This is a genomic window from Klebsiella sp. CSG-1, from assembly GCF_056521145.1.
This window is the reverse complement of sequence record NZ_JBWNLD010000004.1, coordinates 225,656-248,420: the sequence shown is the minus strand read 5'-3', so window position 1 is coordinate 248,420 and position 22,765 is coordinate 225,656. Positions and strand designations below refer to the sequence as shown.

The window sequence follows — 22,765 nt, the reverse complement described above, 5'->3', positions numbered from 1 at the left end:
CTTCGCCGCCCGTTGCGCCTCGGACATAAATCAGCGCGACAAGCAGGACTCATCCTTTCCACCAACGCGTTAAGGTGCTTCAAACGGTTTATGCACACTGGCAGGCCAGGGCGCCGGGTGAACCGGGTGGCAAAAACGCCGGACGCAGCGTCGGTTTAATGACGTGAGTTTACAGCGCAGATGTTATTTCTGATAGCGCGTTCATGAATATCAAAAACACTCAATAAATTGTCTGGCGGATTCTTTTTCATCAAGATATTCAAAGCCGAGCAAACGAATTTTTACATGGTTGTAAAACCATTCGTTACCCTGTCGTTGGATCATTTCTCCGGGAATGAAGCATCGCCCTGTTGCTGCCCGAATAATCGCATATTTACCATTGCTAAACCTTACCCTATGGATGCAGAAAGGCTGGTTCGATTCTCCAGGATGACGGCTGGCAAGAATATCGCCTTCAATAAAAACATCTTTTCTGGTTTTCATAAGCCTTTCCTTTATCGCCGTGGTAAAACAGGTATGTTGCTGTTTTTAAAGAGTTGAGATTGACTTGCTGCTCAGCCGCCAATACACCAGCATTCTGAGGGGCGGAAGTGTAATCCGCATTGCGGGCAGTGCAGAATCGCATCTTTGCGTAATTTACCGGCCTTCTGGTCTGCTATGCAGGAACAGGCGGGGCAAGTGACATGGACAGGTCTTTCTTTGAACTGTCTGATTCCACTGGTGTAAGACATAAATTTATTCTCTGAGGGGTGTGTTATTTATTATACGCCTTTCTTGACGGTTATTCTTTTTATTATATTTCTGCGCTGAAGAGGCTAAAGACGAGCCGTTAACGGATCCTCGCGCAATTGCACGCGGCGGGGAGAAATTGATAACGAAATCATATTGTCTCACCGCAGTTAACCGGCTAAGCCAAATAGCTAAGCCAAATAAAAGTTGGATAATTTCTCGATGCAGCGCGCCAATGAATATTGGCCAAAATAATTCGCGCATTAACGACTGGCGTTAATGCGCGGGTTGTTTGCCATCAGTTCTGAATGATATCGAGGCTATGGGGCTGTCCGTCATCCAGCAGCGGAATGGTATCGTCGGCGAGGAGCAGGCCATCCAGGGTGGCCTGGTATTGCCCGTCGCCACGTGAGACGGTAATGCGATACTGACTATCGCGGTATTGATAAGTCAGGGCAAAAGAGGGCCAGCTGGTCGGCAGCAGCGGGTGAACGGTGAAGGACGTCGCGCCGCGTTTTATTCCCAGCAGCTCCTCTGTCAGCAGACGATATGCCCAGCCCGCTGAACCGGTATACCAGCTCCACCCGGCCCGGCCGCTATGCGGGGAGACACTGTAGACATCCGCACTCATCACATAGGGCTCCGCCATATATTTTTCCACGCCATCGGCATCCAGCGCGTGGTTTATCGGATTGATCATCGACCATAGTTGCCACGCGCGTTCCGCGTTCCCCATGCGGGCAAACGCCATGACCGCCCAGATGGCGCCGTGAGTATACTGCCCGCCGTTTTCCCGCACGCCGGGCAGATAGCCCTGGATATAGCCCGGATTAGGGCCGTGGCCGTCGAACGGCGGGGTTAATAGTTTTATTAATCCGCCCTCGTTATCCACCAGGTACTTATCCAGCGCCTGCATCGCCAGCTCGCTGCGCGTCCGGCTGACCGCGCCGGAGAGCACCGACCAGCTCTGGGCAATCGCATCAATTCGGCAGTCCTGCGAAGCTTTTGACCCGAGGGGAGTCCCATCGTCAAAATATCCTCGCCGGTACCATTCGCCGTCCCAGGCGGAGGCTTCGAGATTGTTTTGCAAACGCAGCGCCTCGCGACGACACAGGGACGCGACTGCGTCATCCTGGCGCCGATCGGCAAGTGAAGCGAAGCGTTGTAAAATATCGTACAGGAAGAAGCCCAGCCAGACGCTTTCACCTTTACCCTCAATGCCAACCCGGTTCATCCCGTCATTCCAGTCACCCGCGCCCATTAGCGGGAGACCGTGCTGTCCGGACTGTAATCCGTGCTCAATGGCTTTGACGCAGTGTAACCAGAGCGTCTCTTCGCTACTGCTCTGGACCGGGGTATCGTAAACCGACTCTTCGCCAGCGGAGAGCGGACGCCCCTGCAGATAAGGGATATTCAGGTCCAGTATTTCTGGGTCACCGATCGTTTCGACATAGTGACAGACGGCAAACGGCAGCCAGAGGTAATCATCAGAACAACGTGTCCGTACGCCGTTACCGTGCGGGGGATGCCACCAGTGCTGCACATCTCCTTCAATAAACTGCCGGGAGGCGCAGAGTACAATTTGTTCGCGCATTTTTTCCGGGGCGGCGTGGCTGAGAGCCAGTGTATCCTGCAGCTGATCGCGAAAACCAAATGCGCCGCCGGATTGATAGTATCCGCTACGCGCCATCAGGCGACAGGCCATCGTCTGATACAGCAGCCAGCCGTTGACCAGTAAATTCACGGTGGTATCCGGGGTCGTCACCACGATTTTATCGAGCGCGTTATGCCAGTAGCGGTGAACATTATTCAGTTCCTGGCGGACGGTATCTTCATTGAGATAGCGGGCAAGCGTCTCCTGAGCGCGGCTATGGTTTTCTTCCGCGCCAAGGACGAAGATAAAGGTCCGCTGATCGCCATCAATTAAGGTTGCCGCGGATTGTACTGCGGCGCAGGGATCCAGGCCGGCGCCTGTTTTACCCGAGAGCCTGCGCAGTGCCATCGCCTGCGGATTTTGCAATGAGCCATTGCGTCCAATAAACTCGCGGCGGTCGCCCGTCAGCGAGCAGTAAGAACCGCTGACGGCAAAGAATGCCGTGCGCTCGCCGCCGTTAGCAGCGTAAAAATTATTGGCCAGCACCCCGCAACCCGCGGAAAGGGTGACGGGATACGTCACGATATGGGAGGCGGTGCGGGTGCGTAAATCTCCGAGGGTCCATTCAGCATAGCCGGTGACCGACAGTTTCCGTGTTCGCCCGGAGTTGTTACTGAGCGTCAGGATCGCCAGTTTAACCGCCGCCTGTTCGGCGACCAGTACCGTCAGTTCACTGTCTATCCCGCTTTCACGATGGGAAAACACGCTGTAGCCAAACCCGTGGCGGGTGAGATAATCACCGTGTCCGCGCACCGGCAATACCGTCGGCGACCAGCATGCGCCGCTCTCTTCATCGCGCAGATAAAAGGCTTCGCCGCTGCGATCGCTTACCGGATCGTTTTCCCACGGCGTCAACCGGTACTCATGCGCATTCTCATACCAGCTGTAGGCTTGTCCCGCCTCCGAGATAACGCTGCCAAAACCGGGATTAGCCAGGATATTTGACCAGGGCGCTGGCGTCGGCTGGTTTTCGCTGAGGACAATCTGATACTCCCGCCCGTCCTCTGAAAAGCCTCCGTAGCCGTTGAAGTGGCGTAACTTACCGCTATCCGGTGTCCAGTCGACATGTTGGTTTCTCTGTACCGCCGCGTGCGCAATGAATCGCCTGGTCGGCGGGGTCAACGTATGAATGCGCTGGTTAAGCTGTTCACTGAGTCCGCCGGCGCGATCATCAAGATACAAACAGGCCACGCTCATCAGAAGCTGCTTATCTTCGGCGGAGAGATGTTCGCCATTGCGGACAAAAATGCCGCCCGACTTATCCAGCAGGCTGGCTCCAGAGCGGGCATAAATCAAATCCATAATCTGGTTTTGCAGTATCTGTTGATAGCCGCCGGGACTCTCATTGAGGATCACAAGGTCGACCTCCAGTCCTTTCTGCCGCCAGTATCGGTGCGCCTGCACAAGGGTAGTGACCGAGGCGATGCTCTCTTCGCTGGTGATGCTGAGCAGCACTATCGGCAGATCGCCAGATATAGCCCAACCCCACAGGCCGGACTGGCCTCGTCGGTTACGGCTGATAATCTGGCCGTCGGCCCGCAGTTCCTGACAGGGATAAAGCACCGCACTGGCGAGACGGTTAAACAGCGTGGCATCATCTTCACTGGCATTCATCTGGCGTAATACCACCAGGCTATGGGACCACGCCAGCTCAAAGATACGGTCAGCGATGGGGTGATCCCGATATTTTTCCAGTAACGCCAGACTTTGCTGGCGGCTTTCGCCGATGCCATAGACGATATCAATCGTAACCGGTTGTCCCGGCAGCAGCGTAATCGCGTGGCGTATCGCCAGTATCGGATCCAGTACCGCCCCAGAGGTGTTGCTGAGCGCGCCATTTTTCCCGGCTGTCTGCGCATCTGAAGGGGTTCTGCCGCGACCCAGAAACCGGGCTCTGTCCGTTTCAAACGAGATACTTTTACTGCTGTTACCATGCACGACCACCATGTGCAGCATGCAGGGGGTTTGTTCATCCGGCGAGCGCGGGCGGCGATGACAGAGGATCGCCTCACGATCGGGGTTAATCTCCGTCTGAATGAACAAATTGCTGAATGCCGGATGCGCCCGGTCGCTGGCGTCGGGCGCCAGCACCACTTCGCAATAGGTCGTCAGTTCAAGGTCACGGGGCAGCCGTCCTCTGTGTACCAGGGTGAGCCGCCGCAGTTCAATGTCATCTTCCGGGGAGACCACAATCTGAGTTCTGACGCTCAGCGATCCGAAAGTCCGCCGGAACTCAGCGCCGGCATCGGTAAAGATCGCTTCGTCGCCGCTATCGGCATCTGTGCCGATGGGATGCCAGGTGTTGCTCCAGACTTCCTCCGTTTGCGAATCGCGGATATAGCAGAATGCTCCCCAGTTATCGCGGGTCGTATCGCTGCGCCAGCGCGTGAGGGCAAGATTGTTCCAGCGGCTGTAACCGCCGCCGCCAGGGGTCAGCATCAGATGGTAATGGCCGTTGGACAACAGCTGCACTTCAGGGACCGGGGTATCTGCTCCGCTGAAAATACGCGGTTCATAGCGAACCGGTTTGACTCTCCCTTCATGGGATTCGAAATGACGGCGCGGGCTGTAGAGATCGACCGCATCCGGGACGCGTTCCTGCAGCAACAGGCTCGCCGAGCGGAAGGCGGTACTGGACATGAATCGCTCGGTCATCGGGGCGTTAAGCAGCACGTGAGCCAGCGCCTGAAATGCCATCCCCTGATGATGCGCCATCCAGGACTGGACGACAGCATACAGTTGTCCGGTCGCGAGGCGGGAGGGGGTATAGTCCAGCGCCTCATAAAAACCGTATTCGCCGCGCGCGCCGTTTTTTTCCAGGCTGAGCAAATTGTCGCAGGCCTTGTACGGGGAGACCATCAGTGCCAGCAGCGTGGCGTACGGGGCGATCACCATATCGTCGGCCAGTCCTCGCCGCAGACCGAGGCCCGGTACGCCAAATGCCTGGTACTGATAATTGTGCTGAACATCAAAAGCATGATAGCCGGACTCCGAGACCCCCCATGGCACGCCACGCTCTTTGCCCCAGTGTATCTGACGTTTCACCGCTGACTGGCTCATTTCATCCAGCAGGCAGCCGGGCCAGGTGGGCATCACCAGATTCGGCATCAGGTATTCAAACATCGAACCGCTCCATGACATCAGCGCGGTGTCATGATCAATGGTGGTGAACAGCCGCCCCAGGGCATACCAGCTTTTTAACGGTAACTGATTCGTCGCGATGGCGAGAAAACTGGTCAGGCGGATTTCAGAGGGCAGCAGATCGTAATGGCTTTTATCCGCAGTATTGGTATCACAGTTATAGCCGACGCTGAGCAGACAGGTCGCTTCGCTGTACAGAAAGGCAAAATCCATTCTCGCATGATCGTTCAACCGCTGTTCAAGTTCAGTGAGAATCTTCAGCCGCATGCGGGCCAGCGCCGTAACCGATGCCGGAGGCGTTCCTTCGCCGCTATAGCTCGCGCTGGCGAGCCAGCTCAGCGTCGGTAGCTGCGGTTCATTATACGTCTGGGGTAACCAGCCCAGTAGATGCGACCATTCATGGCACAGTTGCACCAGCTGATGTTCAAGATGCGCTGTCCAGCGCACCACCCGCGGGTTTTCCTGAGCACACTGCGTCGTCAGATGGTTACATTGGGCGCGCATTTTCTTCAGTTCGCCGAACAGCTGGCCCGCAGGCAACGACACCGCATTCAGACAGTGCTTGCGCAGCAGTCGCAGGCCGGTTGGCGCGTTTTGCCCCCAGTATTTTTCCAGAATAATCAACGTGTCGTTCAGCCCGGCCAGCAGCTGCTCGCTGTTCAACACCGGCTGATAACGCATCGCGGACAGGCCTTCGCGTAATGTCAGTAAATGACCCGCCATATTGCCGCTGTCAACGCTTGAGACATAGCGTGGGTTGAGCGGGGCGAGCGTGCGGGTGTCATACCAGTTAAAGAGGTGGCCGCGGAAGTGTTCCATTTTATCCAGCGAGTCGAGCGTCAGCGTCACGCGTTGCAACACCTCGCCCCCGGGCAGGTAGCCAAAATCCCAGGCGGTCAGGTTGGCCATCAGGGAGAGCCCGATATTGGTGGGGGAGGTGCGATGTGCGACGGTGGGCTGCGGTATTTCCTGATAATTATCCGGGGGAAGCCAGTTTTCTTTTGCCGTGGCAAAGGTCTCAAAGAAGGCCCAGATTTCGCGGCTCGTCTGACGCAGCAGCTGCTTCTGGTCCGGATTCAGTGCTATCGTCTTACGCACAGGCTGGCGGCTTAACCCGCTCATCAGTAGCGGCGCCAGACACCACAGCATTGCAACGGGCAGGGCGATAGCCAGCAGCGGTGGGGCAAAATGATACGTCATCATCGCCAGGGCGACCCCGGAGACCACATTAAGCCACATCGCCCGATAAAAACGCAGCACCGAAAGGTGGGACCGCTGGCTGTCCGGCGCGTGGCTAGCCCACTGGATGAGATTGCGCTGACTGATAGCAAGACGCCAGAGCGTCACCGTAATGGCATAGCATGAATATCCGGCCTCGTGCGGCAGGAGAACAAAATTGAGTGCGATCCGGGAGAGCCGCTTCAGCGCGCCGGCGGCGACCAGCGGAAGATGTAGCCGCAACGGGCGACGAGGGGGTTTATGAAGAAGGTCGTGAAGGATACTCAGAGCCGCCGGCAATAACCACACCAGCGTCAGCGCGCCAAGCCAGTAGAGCGGGTTGGGAACCCAGAGCAGGGAACAAAAAAGAAGTACCAGTAACGACGGGGCGACCAGGCTGCGGCGTAAATTATCAAATAACTTCCACCAGGAGAGCGGAGATAACGGATTTTTATCCCGCGTTCCATCCGCTTTTCTGACGTATGGGCTGAGCCAGTTAAGCAGCTGCCAGTCGCCACGGATCCAGCGCGTACGGCGCGCAACGTCTGACAGATAGTTGTTTGGGTATTGTTCGTAGAGTAAGACTTCACTGAGTAGCCCGGAGCGGGCATAGCACCCTTCGAGTAAATCATGGCTGAGAACCAGATTTTCCGGGCAGGCGTTGGCTGTGGCCTGGACAAAGATATCGACGTCATAAATCCCTTTACCAACGAACGACCCTTCGCCGAAGAGATCCTGATAGATATCCGAAGACATCATCGAATAGGGATTATTACCCGGTACGCTGCTGCGTAGGGCAGCATAGCGCCCCTGTCCGTTACGCGGCATCTCCTCTGCCAGTCCGGGCTGTAAAATACCATACCCTTTGACGACCCTCTGTCGCAGCGGATCATACACTGGCTGGTTGAGCGGGTGTGCCATGGTTGCCACCAGTTTATGCGCGGTGTCGCGTGGCAAAAGCGTATCGCTGTCCAGGGTGATGACATATTTAATCGGGCCCGGCAGCTGGTGCGCAGGCAGCCCGGCGACACTGGAAAACTGGTTTGCCGGGTGGCGCAACCAGTGGTTCAACAATGCCAGTTTTCCCCGCTTACGTTCATGACCCATCCATGTTTCCTGTGCCGGGATCCATTCAGGCTGACGGTGCAGAAGATAAAAGCGTGGGCGGTTGCCGGGATAGCGTCGGTTAAGCGCCTCTGTTTCCGTGATGGCCTGCCTGAGCAGCAGGGCGTTTCCCGGCGGATTTTCAACCGTTGAATCAGCAAAATCAGTGAGAAGAGCGAAGCGGAGGTGTTCATTCTGATTGCCCAGCCAGCACACTTCAAGACTGGTGAGGAGCTGACTGATGCTTGCGTGGCTGGTCAGCATACAGGGAATAACCACCATCGTCGCACAGTCAGCGGGAATTCCCGCGGAAAAATCCATTCGTGGCAAAGGCCGGGGAGTGCGAAAACGGGTGGTCGCTTCGCTGAGCAGATCGCTGATTAACTGGCTCACCGCCACAATCAGCGGCACCGCCAAAAGGATCAGTATCCAGCCCATTCCCTGTTGCGCAGTGGCGTGCAGGATTCCGGCCGTTACGGCCGTCGTTAACAAACTGAGACTGCCGAGCCATGACAACAAGGGGATTTTGTTGAAACTGTGCCGCAGCCGGATAAGTCCTGGAGTGTCAGCGCAGAGTTGCACTTCCAGCTGTTCGCGGCCTTCACCTGCCAGATAATAACCCACATGATGTCCCGGCGTGGCGGGCGCGTTTTCCTGAGAAAGCGCCAGCACCCGCCTGGCGACTTCGGGCTCGCTGAACCGACTGTCTCTGGCCAGAATCTCGATGACATGGCGGTAATGATCCCGAGTATCAAAGTGCATCCGGGAATAGGTATCGGCTGGGTCAAGACGCAATGTCTGCTCCACGACGCTGATCGTCTCGGCAAAATCGGCCCAGTTTGTTTCGCTCAGCAAACGTAAACCCGCGATGCTGTTGCTGACAGAAAGCTGGCTGGCGGCAAGCTGTTGATTGAAGCGGTGAATGAGAACCTCGGTCGTCACGCCCTGTTCAGCAAGACGTTGGTCCACCCAGGTCAACGGCAGCGCCAGCGCATTGCCATGCCCCTGCAGGCGGCGTACCAGTTCCGCGACAAACGCGCTGCTGAGCGGCGGTCGAGCGCGCGCCATGTCGGCAACCACCATGATTAAATCGGCGGGCGTATTCTCCGCACATTCAAAAATCCGCGTGAGCCATGTGTCCGCCAGGCTGCGCTCTTGCTGGGCTTTTACCACTTCGATACTGACACGACGCAGGTTTTCGATCAGCGACAGACGCAGCATGCCGGGTAAAGCCCAGACCTCGCCTAAAGTCAGCGGCGTCACCTGCTGATAGGCGGCGATATAACTGGTGAGGCTGGCTACGTCCCAGCGTCCGTCCCCGTGGGCAATCGCTTCAGAGGCGATATCGTAAATACGCGGGCACTGGTGTGGCGATATCAGGGCGGGGAGACCTTTGCCAAAGCTTTTCGGCAGGTGCTGGCGGACAATACGAATCTGCTCCTCAATCAGGTAATAATTATCAAGAAGCCACTCGCCTGCGGGCATAATACTCGATTTTTTCCCGGCATTGAGCGCATAACAGTTATGGGTGATCACGGCCTCGTTATCGCCAAGCCGTTTGAGAAGATAGTAAGGCAGTTTGTCCGGCGACAGCTTATGTGTATGCGCCAGTTTTTGGCCGTAACGTTCCATCTGGAGGGCCGAAAACAGCTCTGGCCGCAGACTATTTTCACCGCTCGGGTCGTTGGCCGGGAATGGCGCCCGTCCAGGGATTTTCGTAAAGGGGTGAGCGCGGCTAAACCATGCTCGGGGATTCATTTTCATAGCGTTGCTCTGATGCGACATTAACGCGCAGGAGCAGTTGCGAAATCAGTTCAGAAACGTTCTCTCAGGATGGGCGTGAGGCATCAGGGATTTAACAGCTGCCGGTCTTTATTCAGTATAGAACACGGGGTATAAGTGGGTCGGCGTAAGAAGCTGGCTAGCGTGTCGAGACAAAAATGGCCTTGCATCCGGGGCACAGCATGGCCTGTTTTAAGCGAATCTTAGAGGTGGACTGGGTTGATGATAAGCCACAGACGGGACAGGTGATGGTGGACGTGGATGCGCTACCGATGAACTTCATTGCGTAATCGAGAAAAGACATGATGATTAACCTTTCAATGAATGTGCGCCAGTGTACCACGTATGGCTAAAATTTAATCTGTTTAATGTGTGCCCCCATCCTGTAGGGATCTTCTCTGCAGCCGGTTTTGCTTAAGGCATTGTTTTTCATCTCCTCGATTGCCGCCGTGCGGACCGTTATCGCAATCTGTCGTCATCGCAAGCAAAAACCGTAACATCAGCAGCCGGACGGTGACGTGATGTGTGACGTTGTCACGTCAAAGGGGCAGGGCTGACGGCAAGATCATGACCTGAAACGGATAAATCTGCCGGTACATCAATATCTTGCGGAATAAAGCAAAAGAGCGCGGCGCTATTCATGGGGGGAGATTTGGCGATAACAGCGGGAGTGGGAGCCGGTTTTGGCGCGGTTGAATGGCGGCAAAGCACCTTGCACAGGCCACGGGAAACACGAGTAACTCATTGCTTTTGTTGAAAATAGATGCTTACCGGCAATTGTTTCTTATAAGTACGTAAAAGTTAATGAATTTCTCAGGAAAGGTCGTTATGTTGTCGGCATCACAGTTTTGTTAAGGGTTTACCATGCGCGATAAATACACTGGCCTGCAAACAGGTATCCACTGGCTGGTCTTTTTATTGGTGGTTGGCGCCTATGCCACCATGGAACTTCGCGGTTTTTTTCCCCGCAGCGACCGTCCGGTCATTAATATGATTCACGTTTCCTGCGGGGTGGCCATCCTTGTGTTGATGGTCGCGCGCCTGCTGGTCCGCCTGAAGTACCCGGCGCCGCCGATTGTACCGAAACCGTCGCCGATGATGACCGGTTTTGCCCATCTGGGGCATCTGATTATCTATCTGCTGTTTATCGCCCAGCCGATCGTCGGTCTGGTGATGATGTATTACCGTGGTAATCCGTGGTTTGCCTTCGGCCTGACCATGCCGTTTGCGGCGCAAAGTCAGTTCGAGCTGGTGGATACGCTGAAGGGCGTACATAGCCTGCTGGCGAATACCGGCTACTTTATCATTGGCGCGCACGCGCTGGCCGCGCTGCTGCACCACTATCTGTGGAAAGATAATACGCTGCTGCGGATGATGCCGCGTAAGCGCTAATCACCTCGACCCCCTGACCCCGCTGCCGAGCGGGGTTTTTTTATTCTTTCGCCGCTGGCTGTGGTAGATCTGAGACGGACTGAGGAAAAAGGAGCCCAACATGAAGGTCAGACTTGCCGTGCCGGATGAGGCACCTGCGCTATGGATCATCCGCAATCAGGCCATTCGCAACGGCTGTCGTGAGAGCTACGCAGCCGCGGTCCTCGAGGCCTGGACGCCGGATACGATGCCGGAAGGGTATCGCCATGCGGTGCGCGACAACCCCTTTTTTGTCGTTGAGGAAGAGAGTGGGCGCCCGGTGGCGACCGGCTATCTTGATCTGCGCGCGGCCAGCGTGGAAGCCATCTTTACCTTGCCCGCATGGGGCGGAAAAGGCTGCGCCGGAATGATTTTGACGACCATCATCGCCGAAGCGCGGCGGCGGAATCTCCAGCGCCTGACGCTGGAAGCGACGCCGAATGCGGCCGGTTTTTATCTGCGCCATGGTTTTGTCGCCGTGCGCGAAAAGCTGCTGCCGTCTAAGCTGGCGAAGGCGGATTTACGCTGCGTGGAGATGGTGCTCCGGCTCAACTAACCTCAACGGCTCGCCGCTGTGCTACGGTTTAAAGCGGCGTTTTAGTTTGCCACTTTGCTTAATAAAATATAGTATACCCCCCTATACAATATTGAGGGCGTCATCGTGCCACATTCACCTGAAGACAAAAAACGCGCGCTCAGCCGCGTACGTCGCATTCGCGGGCAGGTTGAAGCCCTGGAAAGGGCGCTGGAGTCCGGCGAATCCTGCATGTCGATTCTGCAGCAGATTGCCTCCATCCGCGGGGCGACCAACGGCCTGATGGGCGAAATGGTGGAAATCCACCTCCAGGACGAGCTGGTCAGCGGCGAAACGACCCCGGATCAGCGAGCGGCCAGAATGGCGGAAGTCGGTCATCTGCTACGATCCTATTTAAAATAAATCATCACGAAGGAAGAGACGGTTATGAAATCACGTGCAGCTGTCGCGTTTGGCCCAGGCCAGCCGCTGAAGATTGTTGAAATTGACGTTGCTCCGCCGAAAAAAGGTGAAGTGCTGGTCAAAATTACCCACACCGGCGTCTGTCATACCGATGCGTTTACGCTCTCCGGTGACGATCCGGAAGGGGTGTTCCCGGCCGTGCTGGGTCACGAAGGTGGCGGTATCGTGGTCGAAGTTGGCGAAGGCGTCACCAGCCTGCAGCCTGGCGATCACGTTATCCCGCTGTATACCGCAGAGTGCCGCGAGTGCAAATTCTGTAAATCCGGTAAAACTAACCTCTGCCAGGCGGTACGTGCCACCCAGGGGAAAGGCCTGATGCCGGATGGCACCACCCGTTTTTCCTATAACGGCGAGCCGGTGTACCACTACATGGGCACCAGCACCTTCAGCGAATACACCGTGGTCGCCGAAATTTCACTGGCGAAGGTGAACCCGCAGGCGCCGCTGGATAAAGTTTGTCTGCTGGGCTGCGGCGTGACCACCGGTATCGGCGCCGTTCACAACACCGCGAAAGTTAAAGAGGGCGATACCGTGGCGGTCTTTGGCCTCGGCGGGATTGGTCTGGCGGTCATCCAGGGAGCGGTGCAGGCGAAAGCCGGGCGCATTCTGGCGGTGGATACCAACCCGGAAAAATTCACCCTCGCCAAAGAGATGGGGGCGACCGATTTTATCAACCCGAAGGATTATGATAAGCCGGTTCAGGATGTGATCGTTGAGCTCACCGATGGCGGCGTGGACTTCAGCTTCGAATGTATCGGCAACGTGAACGTGATGCGTGCGGCGCTCGAGTGCTGCCATAAAGGCTGGGGTGAGAGCGTGATTATCGGCGTTGCCGGTGCGGGCCAGGAGATCAAAACCCGTCCGTTCCAGCTGGTGACCGGGCGCGTATGGCGCGGTTCGGCATTCGGCGGGGTGAAAGGGCGCACCCAGCTGCCGGGTATGGTTGAAGACGCGATGGCCGGTAAAATCGACCTCGATCCGTTTATCACCCACCGCCTGCCGCTGGAGCAGATTAACGAGGCTTTTGATTTGATGCATGAAGGGAAATCAATTCGTACCGTCATTCATTTCGGCGAGAATTGATTTTCAGACCAAACATAACCCGGGCATGCCCGGGTTATTGCTAAACAGAGATGACTCTGCCGCAGATTTTCATACCCGCTCAGCCATCGCGGCGGTTCGCGACGCCCCTGCGTCGGGTGGCGGCTGACGCCTGACCCGACCTACAAAAGCGCTGTTCCGGTAGTCCGCATAATCGTTGTTCGCGGCAGGTCCGCGTAAGCGTTGTCCGGGTAGGCCCGCGTAAGCGTTGTTCCGGTAGTCCGCGTAAGCGCTGTTCCTGTAGGCCCGTGCAAGCGTAGCGCCGCCGGGCAAATTGCAGAAGCGTATGCCTTGCCAGTCATCAGGACCTCGTCTGGGGCAGAGATAAAATGGTTTAGCGATTGCGCTGGCTTCCGTCGGGTGGCGGCTGACGCCTGACCCGACCTACAAAAGCGCTGCTCCGGTAGTCCGCGTAAGCGTTGTTCGCGGCAGGCCCGCGCAAGCGTTGTTTCCGGGTAGGCCCGTGCAAGCGTTGTTTCCGGGTAGGCCCGTGCAAGCGTAGCGCCGCCGGGCAAATTGCAAAAGCGCATGCCTTGCCAGCCGTCAGGACCTCGTCCGGGGCAGAGATAAAATGGTTTAGCGATTGCGCTGGCTTCCGTCGGGTGGCGGCTGACGCCTGACCCGACCTACAAAAGCGCTGTTCCGGTAGTCCGCGTAATCGTTGTTCGCGGCAGGTCCGTGCAAGCGCTGTTCCGGCAGGACCGCGTAAGCGTTGTTCCGGGTAGGTCCGGGTAGGCCCGCGCAAGTGTAGCGCCGCCGGGCAAATTGCAGAAGCGCATGCGTTGCCAGTCATCAGTACCCCGTCCGGGGCCCTGATGCTTACTTCTGTTCCGGTAACGCACAGGCAATGAGGCCATCGCCGCGATCCGGAGACTGATGAGCACCGCCGGCGTTGATGATAAAGGTACTACGGTGCCTATCGGCATCTGCCGCACCTGTTTACCGCTCTTCAGATCCACCGCGGACAGGGTACCGCACGGCGGTTTCTGGCACGGAATACCTAACTGCGACAAATGCCGGAGAGGGTATCAGATGCCCTCTCCGGCGTTCATTATGCCGGCATGGATTTGCGAATGGCGCTGAGTAAAGTTTGTGCGCCGGAGGAGAATGTGGCATCGACGCGCGTCAAAATGCCGATCGGTTCGCCCGCCCCCTGGGTGGGCACCGGCAGAGCGGTCAGCAGCCCGCGGCGCAGGTCGTCTTTGACCGCGCCGGAAGGGACGAACCAGATGTAGTCATAATCCACGGTCAGCTGACGCGAGAGCGACGCGGAGAGGGTTTCGATACAGCCGGCGGGGATTTTACACCCCTGACTTTGCAGCAGCGTTTCCGCATTCTGCCGCGGAATGGTGCCTTTAGGGGAGACGACGACCGGCCACTCCATCACCCGGCTGAGGGTTACGGTTTCCTGCAATAGCGGATGGCCGGGACGCACCACCAGCTTCAGGGATTCGAGGAACAGCAGCTCGTAGTTGAGGCCGCTCATCAGCTCCGGGTCAGACATGCGGCCGATCCCAATATCGATTTCTCCCGATTTTAAGCCCGCCAGCAGCATGGTGTTGTTCATGGTCGCCACCTGCAGGGTGATATCTTTTTGCTGCTTGTGAAACTGGCCGATGACGGTGGGCAAAATACCTAAGGCGGCGGTCGGGAGTGCGCCGATGCGTACCACATCGTTATTCAGCCCCTCTTTGCGGTTAAGCGCCTGGCCTGCCGTATTCAGCGCGTCGAGGACCTTAACCGCATGGGTGAGAAACTGTTCGCCGACCAGCGTCAGCTGAGCGCCCAACCGCCCGCGTTCAAACAGTCGCGTACCGGTCAACTGCTCCAGCTCATTGAGCGTTTTTGATAAGGCAGGTTGGCTTAGATTGAGTGTTTCAGCCGCACGCCCCAGCGTTCCCTGTTGAGCGACGGCCACGAAGGTGTGTAGATGGCGCAAGCGAATGCGCTGACTAAAAAGACCATTTTTTTCCATAGTTGATGTTAAAAACAGAGCGCTGTGGGTGACAAGCGAAGTTATTGAAATTTGATAACCTGATAGCAAAATATTATTAACATTTCACTCTCTTGTATTACAAATTTTTTATTTTGCTGAAAAAACAGACGCCCCGATCCGGGTCGGGGCAAAATCAGGCGGAAAGTCACTCAGATATCAAAGAAGACGGTTTCGTTCTCACCCTGCAGGTGAATATCAAAACGGTAGACGATTTCATTGCCGCGCACTTCGCGTTGGGCAATCAACGTCTGGCGACGCACCTCCCACTCAATCAGATTCAGCACCGGATCGGTCAGGTTCGCCTCCTGCTCGTCGCAAAAGTACATCCGCGTGTTGAGACCAATATTGATGCCTCGCGCCACCACCCACAAATTGACGTGCGGCGCCATCATCCGGCCATCGCGGCCGACGACGGCTCCCGGCTTGATGGTCTCAAAGCGCCAGATGCCCGAGGAAAAGTCCGAGCAGCTGCGGCCCCAGCCGCGAAAGGTCGGATCGATTTTTTTGTGCTGCTGACGATCGTCGGGGTGGTGATAGCGCCCGGCGGCGTTGGCCTGCCAGAGCTCCAGCAGCACATCTCGCACCGGCGTTCCGGAACCATCGATTACCCGGCCTTCGATAGTAATGCGCTCACCTTCGGTGTCCGGCGTGGTGAGCTGCGGGCCGAAATTGTTTTCAAAGATATGAAAACCGGCGGCGTCGGGGGCGAGGCCGATATGCACATAGGGCCCGGCGGTCTGCGAGGCGGTTTCGGCTAAATAGTCTTTCATCGGGCGGCCCCCTGGGTACGATTTTCAAACAGCGTGGCGCGATGGCCGCGCAGCACAAGATCAAAGCGATAGGCGAGGCAATCCAGCGGTACGGCGGCATGGGTGTCGAGTTCGGCAATCAGCGTGCGAACCGCATCGTCGTTATTAATGGTTTTGACGATCGGACACTGTTTAATTAACGGGTCGCCCTCGAAATACATTTGCGTAATCAGGCGCTGCGCCCACGCCTCCCCGGAGAGGGAAAAGTGAATATGTGCCGGGCGCCAGTCGCTGACCTGATTACGCCACGGATAGGGGCCTGGCTTAATGGTGCGGAAGCAGTAATAGCCGTTTTCATCCGTCAGTACCCGACCGCAGCCGCCGAAATTGGGGTCGATGGGCGCCAGATACTGATCCTTTTTATGCCGATAGCGGCCGCCGGCGTTGGCCTGCCACACCTCGACCAGCGTGTTTTTCATCGGCCGGCCGAAGCCGTCGCGCACGTAGCCGTGGACAATAATACGCTCGCCAATAGGCAGACCTTCTTTGGCGTAATTAAGGATCAGGTCATGATCCAGCGGCCCGAGATCGTCGTGACCGAATACCGGGCCGGTAATTTCAGACAGGGAATTCTGTAGCGAGATCAGTGCATTGCGCGGTGAGCGCAGGACGCTGGTTTTGTAGCCCGGCGCAAAGGCGGGCGGGTGACTGCTATAGTCGCGATGCACAACCTCGCGCGGTGACCATTTATCATTCATAGGGTAGTGGCTCCGTTTTTATCGGTAGAGGGCTTTTTATTGTCATATCGCCAGAAACAGTGTGTGTAAATGCTTTGTTAATTTAAAGTGAAATTAATGGTCGTTTTGCATAACCCACGGTTATGCTCAGGACGGCACCGAGGAGTGAGGCAGGTTATCCGCATCACAATTTGTAAATTCTTCCCGCCGTTGCCATGGGCCTTTTCTACACTCCAGGAAGTATTCACTGGAGGTAAGGCATCATGGCGAACACCATCACGGCTGATGAGATTCGGGAAAACTTTTCGCAGGCAATGTCGGCGATGTACCAGCAGGAAGTTCCACAGTACGGGACGTTACTGGAGCTGGTGGCGGACGTAAATCTGGCGGTGCTGGAGCATAATCCTAAACTGCATGAGCAACTGGCGAATGCCGATGAGCTGTCGCGACTTAACGTCGAGCGCCACGGCGCGATCCGCGTTGGCACGGCGGAAGAACTGGCGACGCTGCGGCGTATGTTTGCCATTATGGGGATGTTCCCCGTCAGCTATTACGATCTGTCGCAGGCCGGCGTGCCGGTGCACTCTACCGCGTTTCGCCCGATTGATGACGCGGCGCTGGCGCGCAATCCGTTTCGTATTTTTACCTCGCTGCTGCGTCTGGAACTGATTGCCAACGTTGAGCTGCGCCAGCGTGCGGCGGCGATCCTCGCCCGGCGCGATATTTTTACTCCCCGCTGTCGTGAGCTCATCGCTGTGCACGAAGAGCAGGGCCACTTTTCGCCGGCGCAGGCTCGGGAATTTGTCCACCAGGCGCTGGAGACGTTCCGCTGGCACAGCCACGCAACGGTGGACGCCGACACCTATTATGCGCTGCATAATGAGCACCGGCTGATTGCCGATGTGGTCTGCTTCCCCGGCTGCCATATCAACCACCTGACGCCGCGCACGCTGGATATCGACCGGGTTCAGGCGCTGATGCCGGAGTGCGGGATGGTACCGAAGGCATTAATTGAAGGGCCGCCGCGTCGTGAGGTGCCGATTCTGCTGCGCCAGACCAGTTTTAAGGCCCTCGAAGAACCGGTGGTGTTTGCCGGGGAGCACCAGGGGACCCACAGCGCGCGTTTTGGCGAGATAGAGCAACGCGGGATTGCGCTGACGCCGAAAGGCCGGGCGCTGTACGATCGCTTACTGAACGAAGCTGGCGTCGGGAAAGACAACCTCCACCATCAGCGCCATCTGCAGGAGGTGTTCAGCCAGTTCCCGGACAGCGAATTCCTGCTGCGTCAGCAGGGGCTGGCGTGGTTCCGCTATCGCCTGACCCCCGCCGGGGAAGCCCATCGTCATGCCTTTGGCCCCGGCGACGATCCGCAGCCGTTAATCGAACGCGGCTGGGTGGTGGCGCAACCGATTATTTATGAAGATTTTTTACCGGTGAGCGCGGCAGGGATTTTCCAGTCAAATCTTGGCAATGACATTCAGGCCCGCAGCCATGGCAATGCCAGCCGTGACGCCTTTGAAACGGCGTTGGGTTGCCCGGTGCTGGACGAGTTTGCTCTCTATCAACAGGCCGAGGAGCGCAGTAAACGTCGTTGCGGTCTGCTCTGAAACCGGTACTCTGCTGACATGAATCATTGACGACAGTCAGTAAAAGGAAGCAGGTCATGCAGAACCCGTCTACCCCACTGGTCAAAACCCGGCAGGGGACGTTATCCGGCATCACTGAACAGGGCATTCATCTCTGGCGCGGCATTCCCTTTGCGGCGCCGCCGGTCGGCGAACTCCGCTGGCGCGCGCCGCAACCGCCCGCGCGCTGGCAGGGCGTCCGCCAGGCCGACACCTTCTCCGCCGCCAGCTGGCAAGATATTGAGTACTGCCGCGAGCTGGGCGGCGGCGATCCCGGTCGCTTCTCAGAAGATTGTCTCTACCTTAACGTCTGGGCACCCGCCGGACGCACTCAGCCGCTGCCGGTCATGGTCTGGCTGCACGGCGGCGGGTTTACCATTGGCGCCGGCAGCCTGCCCCCTTACGATGGTAAAGCGCTGGCGGCTCGCGACGTGGTGGTGGTGACCGTCAACTATCGGCTGGGGCATCTGGGGTTCTTCGCCCATCCGGCGCTGGAAGGGGAAGACGGCGAACGAGTCTATAATTTCGCCCTCCTTGACCAAATTGCCGCGCTGCAATGGGTGCAGGATAATATTCACGCTTTTGGCGGCGACGCCACCAACGTCACCCTGTTTGGCGAGTCGGCCGGGGCGCGCAGCGTGCTCTCACTAATGGTATCGCCGAAATCCCGCGGACTGTTCCATAAGGCCATCATCCAGAGCGGCTATACGCTGCCGGATCTGCCGCGAGAAAACGCGCTGGAGAAAGGGCGTTTGCTGGCGGAACACTTCTCGCTGCCTCAGGCCAGCGCCGCACAGCTGCGGGCGATTCCCGCGGAGGCATTCTGGTCGCTGACCGCGCCGCTGAATACCGGACCGGTACCGATCGTCGGCGATGCGGTGTTACCGCAGCCGATGCTGGAGGCGTTTTTTGCCGGCCGCCAGCACCCGATGCCGGTGATGGTTGGCTCTAACAGCGACGAGGCCAGCGTGATGGCGGTATTCGGCGTCGATATCGCCGGGCAGATCCAGAAACTGCGCCGCGAGCGGCGGTTTGGCCTCGGCCTGATCAAACTACTCTATCCCGGCGTGAAGGGGGATGAGAATCTGGGACGCGAAGTGTGCCGCGATATGGCCTTCACCACGCTGGGCTATGTGGTGATGCAGGCCCAGCAGCGGGTAGGGCAGCCGTGCTGGCGCTACTGGTTTGACTATGTTCCCCGTGCCGCCGATGAAACCTGTCCGCACGGGGCGTGGCACGGCGATGAAGTGCCCTATGTGTTTGACACGCTCACCCTGGCCGAGCCGGTGCGCACCTATGCCGACGAGGAAGACCGCGCGTTTGCCGCCCAGGTCGCCGATTACTGGGCGAACTTCGCCCGCCTTGCCGGGCATCGCTGTAGCGAACTGCCGGGGGCGGTACGCTGGCCCGCCAGCCTGCGCGGGCGCGATCGTCTGCTGCGCATCGGGCTGCATAAGCGGGTCGGATTTAAGCTGGAAAACCGCTTTATGCGCGCCCGGCTGGCGCTGTTTCGCCGGGTCATGCGCCACCACGTTACGCTGGATTAACCAGCTCCTCTCGAAATCGCGCCAGACCGTCGGCTTTGCTCTGCGAGCTACGGACTACCAGCCGGTAGCTGGCGCCGGTTTTTACGCTTAGGGTGAAAGGGCGCGCCAGGCGGCCGGCGCGGACATCTTCAGCCACCAGGGTGGCGTCAGCCATGGCGACGCCCAGCCCCTGCATGGCCGCGGTGATCGCCAGATCCATGGTGTCGAAGTGCTGGTTTTTACGCATCAGTAGTGGGGCCTCGGGTGAGAATGCCGCCAGCCATAGCGACCAGTCGGTCTTATCCCGGGTCGGGTGCAAAAACGTGACGTCGTTTAGCATGTTGTCCCCCGTCAGGATACCGTTACAGACCGGCGTCAGCGCCTCTTCAAACAGCAGATCGCCGACGCTGTGGTGAGTCCCGAAGACGATGGCGGCGTCATAGGGTTCGGTCCTGAAGTTGACGCTATGTTCCGTGGTGGTGGTCAGGGCGATTTGCAGTTCCGGGTGACGCCGCTCGATAGCCACCAGCCGGGGAACCAGCCAGCGAATGGCACAGGTCGGCGCCTTCAGGCGTACCACGGTCTGCTGCTGACGAGCCTGTTCTGCCACTGCGATCAGACGGCCAAACGCCGACTGGAGCTCCGGGTAGAGGGCGCTGCCCTGCGGCGAAAGATGCAGGCCGCGCGCGTGGCGGGCAAAAAGCGGGAAACCAAACCACGCCTCCAGCGCCGCAATCTGGCGGCTGACGGCGCCCTGAGTCAGGCAGAGTTCGCGCGCGGCATGGGTTAAGTTAAGGTGCCTGGCGGTGACCAGAAAGGTTTCCACGGCATGAAAAGGCAGGGCGCTTCGCGACATCTCATCTCCAGCTATGCATTTTGATCATGGACAGTATGCCCGCTTTGTTCAGCGAATGGGACACTGCGTCCCACTTTTGCCGGCTAATCCTCAGCCCGCCAGTAAACTATGATTTGACCTGTGCAGTAAACCTCTGCCGGCGCGGAAAGGCTGGCGGGATAACCTGATGTTTAAATGAGGAGTCAATCATGGCAAAACCCTACGTACGTCTGGATAAGAACGAGGCGGCGGTGCTGCTGGTAGATCATCAGGCAGGACTGTTGTCTCTGGTTCGCGACATCGACCCGGATAAATTCAAGAACAACGTGCTGGCGCTGGGGGATATGGCGAAATATTTTGGTCTGCCGACCATCCTGACCACCAGCTTTGAGAACGGCCCCAACGGCCCGCTGGTGCCGGAACTCAAAGCGCAGTTCCCGGATGCGCCCTATATTGCTCGTCCGGGGAATATCAATGCCTGGGATAACGAAGACTTTGTAAACGCGGTGAAAGCCACGGGGAAAAAGCAGCTAATTATCGCCGGGGTGGTGACCGAGGTCTGCGTGGCGTTTCCGGCGCTGTCGGCGATTGAAGAGGGATATGAGGTCTTCGTGATCACCGATGCCTCCGGCACCTTTAACCCGATGACCCGCGATGCTGCCTGGGATCGCATGTCACAGGCCGGCGTGCAGTTAATGTCATGGTTTGGCGCCGCGTGTGAGCTGCATCGCGACTGGCGCAATGATGTTGAGGGGCTGGGGACGCTGTTTTCCAACCATATTCCCGATTACCGCAATCTGATGACCAGCTTTAACACCTTAACCCGCAAGTAGTTTTCTCGTCCGGCCAGCCCTGGCTGGCCGTCTCTTTTCTCAAGGCATGATCAAAATGCATGGCTACTATGACAACAATTCGGTTGTCGCCGGGTAGCGCATTGGATTGAATGGTTATGCAAATAAAATGAGAAAGGATTAACTATGAGTCTCAGTTCCCCGGTGACCACGCGCTCCAAACTGCCGGATGTCGGCACGACAATTTTTACCGTGATCGGTCAACTTTCCGCTCAGCATAATGCCATCAACCTTTCTCAGGGCGCGCCGAATTTTGCCTGCGATGCCCGGCTGGTTGCCGGGGTCACGCGGGCGATGGAGGAGGGGTATAACCAGTATGCGCCGATGACCGGCCTGCCAGCGCTGAAGGAGCGAATTGCCGGGAAGATTGCGGCCCTGTACGGCACGCGTTATGACGTCGACCACGAAGTCCTGATTACCGCCAGCGCCAGCCAGGGGATCTACTCGGCTATCGGTGGGCTGGTGCATCCGGGCGATGAGGTTATCTACTTTGAACCCTCATTCGACAGCTATGCGCCGATTGTCCGCTTGCAGGGGGCGACGCCGGTGGCTATCAAGCTGACGGTGCCTGATTTTAGCGTCAACTGGGATGAAGTCCGCGCCGCCATCACCCCGCGTACGCGGATGATTATTGTCAATACGCCGCATAACCCCAGCGGCCAGGTATTTTCCCGCGCTGATTTAGACCAGCTGGCGGCGCTGACGCGCAATACCGATATCGTGATTTTGTCGGACGAAGTGTATGAACACGTGGTTTTTGACGCTGAACACCACCACGGGATGGCGACCCATCCCCAGCTGGCTGAGCGCAGCGTCATCATCTCATCGTTCGGCAAGACCTACCACGTGACCGGCTGGCGCGTCGGCTATTGCGTTGCGCCGGCGGCGCTGATGGATGAGATCTGCAAGGTGCACCAGTTCCTGATGTTCTCCGCCGACACGCCGATGCAATATGCCTTTGCTGAGCATATGACCGATCCTCAGTCCTGGCTTGCGCTGGCACCGTTCTACCAGCAGAAGCGGGATTTACTCCGTCAGCTGCTGGCTGACTCACCGTTCCGTCTGTTGCCGAGCGCCGGCTCTTTCTTCATGCTGGCGGACTACAGCCATTTCAGCGACGAAAGCGACAGCGAAATGGTGAAGCGGCTGATAACCGACTACGGCGTGGCGACGATCCCGCTGTCGGCGTTTTATACGGATGGTACGGATAACAAACTGATTCGCCTCTCTTTTGCTAAAGATGAAGCCACGTTGCGGGCCGGTGCGCAGGCACTGTGTCACGTTAAGCCGCGTTAAGGAGCCCCACGATG

The 22,765-nt window shown here is 57.5% G+C and carries 16 protein-coding genes and 1 pseudogene; 8 read left to right on the top strand and 9 right to left on the bottom strand.

Going from position 1 to position 22,765, the window contains the following annotated elements; translation table 11 throughout:
* Nucleotides 1-210: 210 nt before the first annotated feature.
* The 4 genes from AC007G_RS12145 to AC007G_RS12130 all read right to left on the bottom strand — a co-directional run bounded on the left by AC007G_RS12145 (nt 211) and on the right by AC007G_RS12130 (nt 9,911).
* Nucleotides 211-483, bottom strand: a complete 273-nt coding sequence (locus AC007G_RS12145; protein ID WP_046852589.1) for a hypothetical protein — start codon at nt 481-483, stop codon at nt 211-213.
* Between the two features lie 71 nt (nt 484-554).
* Nucleotides 555-731 (bottom strand): YnfU family zinc-binding protein, encoded by a 177-nt coding sequence (locus AC007G_RS12140; protein WP_213084091.1) that lies wholly within the window; start codon nt 729-731, stop codon nt 555-557.
* A gap of 296 nt (nt 732-1,027) precedes the next feature.
* Nucleotides 1,028-9,610, bottom strand: coding sequence for a glycoside hydrolase family 94 protein (locus AC007G_RS12135; RefSeq protein ID WP_142631009.1), 8,583 nt, complete (start codon nt 9,608-9,610; stop codon nt 1,028-1,030).
* 157 nt (nt 9,611-9,767) lie between these two features.
* Nucleotides 9,768-9,911 (bottom strand): YnfU family zinc-binding protein, encoded by a 144-nt coding sequence (locus AC007G_RS12130; RefSeq protein ID WP_232640664.1) that lies wholly within the window; start codon nt 9,909-9,911, stop codon nt 9,768-9,770.
* A 581-nt stretch (nt 9,912-10,492) separates the two neighbouring features.
* Here AC007G_RS12130 and cybB point away from each other — a divergent pair.
* The 4 genes from cybB to AC007G_RS12110 all read left to right on the top strand — a co-directional run bounded on the left by cybB (nt 10,493) and on the right by AC007G_RS12110 (nt 13,118).
* Nucleotides 10,493-11,020 (top strand): cytochrome b561, encoded by a 528-nt coding sequence (gene cybB, locus AC007G_RS12125; RefSeq protein ID WP_032687928.1) that lies wholly within the window; start codon nt 10,493-10,495, stop codon nt 11,018-11,020.
* 100 nt (nt 11,021-11,120) lie between these two features.
* Nucleotides 11,121-11,594, top strand: a complete 474-nt coding sequence (locus AC007G_RS12120) for a GNAT family N-acetyltransferase (protein ID WP_046852588.1) — start codon at nt 11,121-11,123, stop codon at nt 11,592-11,594.
* A gap of 105 nt (nt 11,595-11,699) precedes the next feature.
* Nucleotides 11,700-11,975 carry a metal/formaldehyde-sensitive transcriptional repressor gene (locus AC007G_RS12115; RefSeq protein ID WP_004861424.1) on the top strand — a complete coding sequence of 92 codons (276 nt, stop codon included), beginning with the start codon at nt 11,700-11,702 and terminating at the stop codon, nt 11,973-11,975.
* Nucleotides 11,976-11,999: 24 nt separating this feature from the next.
* Nucleotides 12,000-13,118, top strand: coding sequence for an S-(hydroxymethyl)glutathione dehydrogenase/class III alcohol dehydrogenase (locus AC007G_RS12110; RefSeq protein ID WP_032687926.1), 1,119 nt, complete (start codon nt 12,000-12,002; stop codon nt 13,116-13,118).
* Between the two features lie 926 nt (nt 13,119-14,044).
* Here the strand turns inward: AC007G_RS12110 and AC007G_RS12105 are convergent.
* The 4 genes and pseudogenes from AC007G_RS12105 to pcaH all read right to left on the bottom strand — a co-directional run.
* Nucleotides 14,045-14,155 (bottom strand): annotated as a pseudogene (locus AC007G_RS12105) (hypothetical protein); the annotation flags it as partial.
* A 32-nt stretch (nt 14,156-14,187) separates the two neighbouring features.
* Nucleotides 14,188-15,111 carry a LysR substrate-binding domain-containing protein gene (locus AC007G_RS12100; protein ID WP_004861430.1) on the bottom strand — a complete coding sequence of 308 codons (924 nt, stop codon included), beginning with the start codon at nt 15,109-15,111 and terminating at the stop codon, nt 14,188-14,190.
* Between the two features lie 170 nt (nt 15,112-15,281).
* Nucleotides 15,282-15,902 (bottom strand): protocatechuate 3,4-dioxygenase subunit alpha, encoded by a 621-nt coding sequence (gene pcaG, locus AC007G_RS12095; protein WP_049267992.1) that lies wholly within the window; start codon nt 15,900-15,902, stop codon nt 15,282-15,284.
* Nucleotides 15,899-16,639 carry a protocatechuate 3,4-dioxygenase subunit beta gene (pcaH, locus tag AC007G_RS12090; RefSeq protein WP_032687924.1) on the bottom strand — a complete coding sequence of 247 codons (741 nt, stop codon included), beginning with the start codon at nt 16,637-16,639 and terminating at the stop codon, nt 15,899-15,901. Before pcaH ends, pcaG begins: the two co-directional genes overlap by 4 nt.
* 242 nt (nt 16,640-16,881) lie before the next feature.
* Between pcaH and hglS the strand changes: the two genes are divergently transcribed.
* Together hglS and AC007G_RS12080 are read left to right on the top strand one after the other, a co-directional pair.
* The gene (gene hglS / locus AC007G_RS12085; RefSeq protein ID WP_032687922.1) at nt 16,882-18,225 is read left to right on the top strand and encodes a 2-oxoadipate dioxygenase/decarboxylase HglS; all 1,344 of its coding nucleotides are present in this window, start codon (nt 16,882-16,884) and stop codon (nt 18,223-18,225) included.
* Nucleotides 18,226-18,281: 56 nt separating this feature from the next.
* Nucleotides 18,282-19,790, top strand: a complete 1,509-nt coding sequence (locus AC007G_RS12080; protein WP_046852586.1) for a carboxylesterase/lipase family protein — start codon at nt 18,282-18,284, stop codon at nt 19,788-19,790.
* Here the strand turns inward: AC007G_RS12080 and AC007G_RS12075 are convergent.
* Nucleotides 19,777-20,625, bottom strand: coding sequence for a LysR family transcriptional regulator (locus AC007G_RS12075; protein ID WP_032699998.1), 849 nt, complete (start codon nt 20,623-20,625; stop codon nt 19,777-19,779). The genes AC007G_RS12080 and AC007G_RS12075 overlap by 14 nt on opposite strands.
* Nucleotides 20,626-20,813: 188 nt before the next feature.
* Between AC007G_RS12075 and ycaC the strand changes: the two genes are divergently transcribed.
* Both ycaC and AC007G_RS12065 read left to right on the top strand, forming a co-directional pair.
* On the top strand, nt 20,814-21,437 hold the full coding sequence (gene ycaC, locus AC007G_RS12070) for an isochorismate family cysteine hydrolase YcaC (RefSeq protein WP_032696300.1): 624 nt from the start codon (nt 20,814-20,816) through the stop codon (nt 21,435-21,437).
* 144 nt (nt 21,438-21,581) lie between these two features.
* A complete protein-coding gene (locus AC007G_RS12065) occupies nt 21,582-22,751 on the top strand; it encodes a pyridoxal phosphate-dependent aminotransferase (RefSeq protein WP_142630595.1) in 1,170 nt (389 codons plus the stop codon).
* Nucleotides 22,752-22,765: the final 14 nt, after the last annotated feature.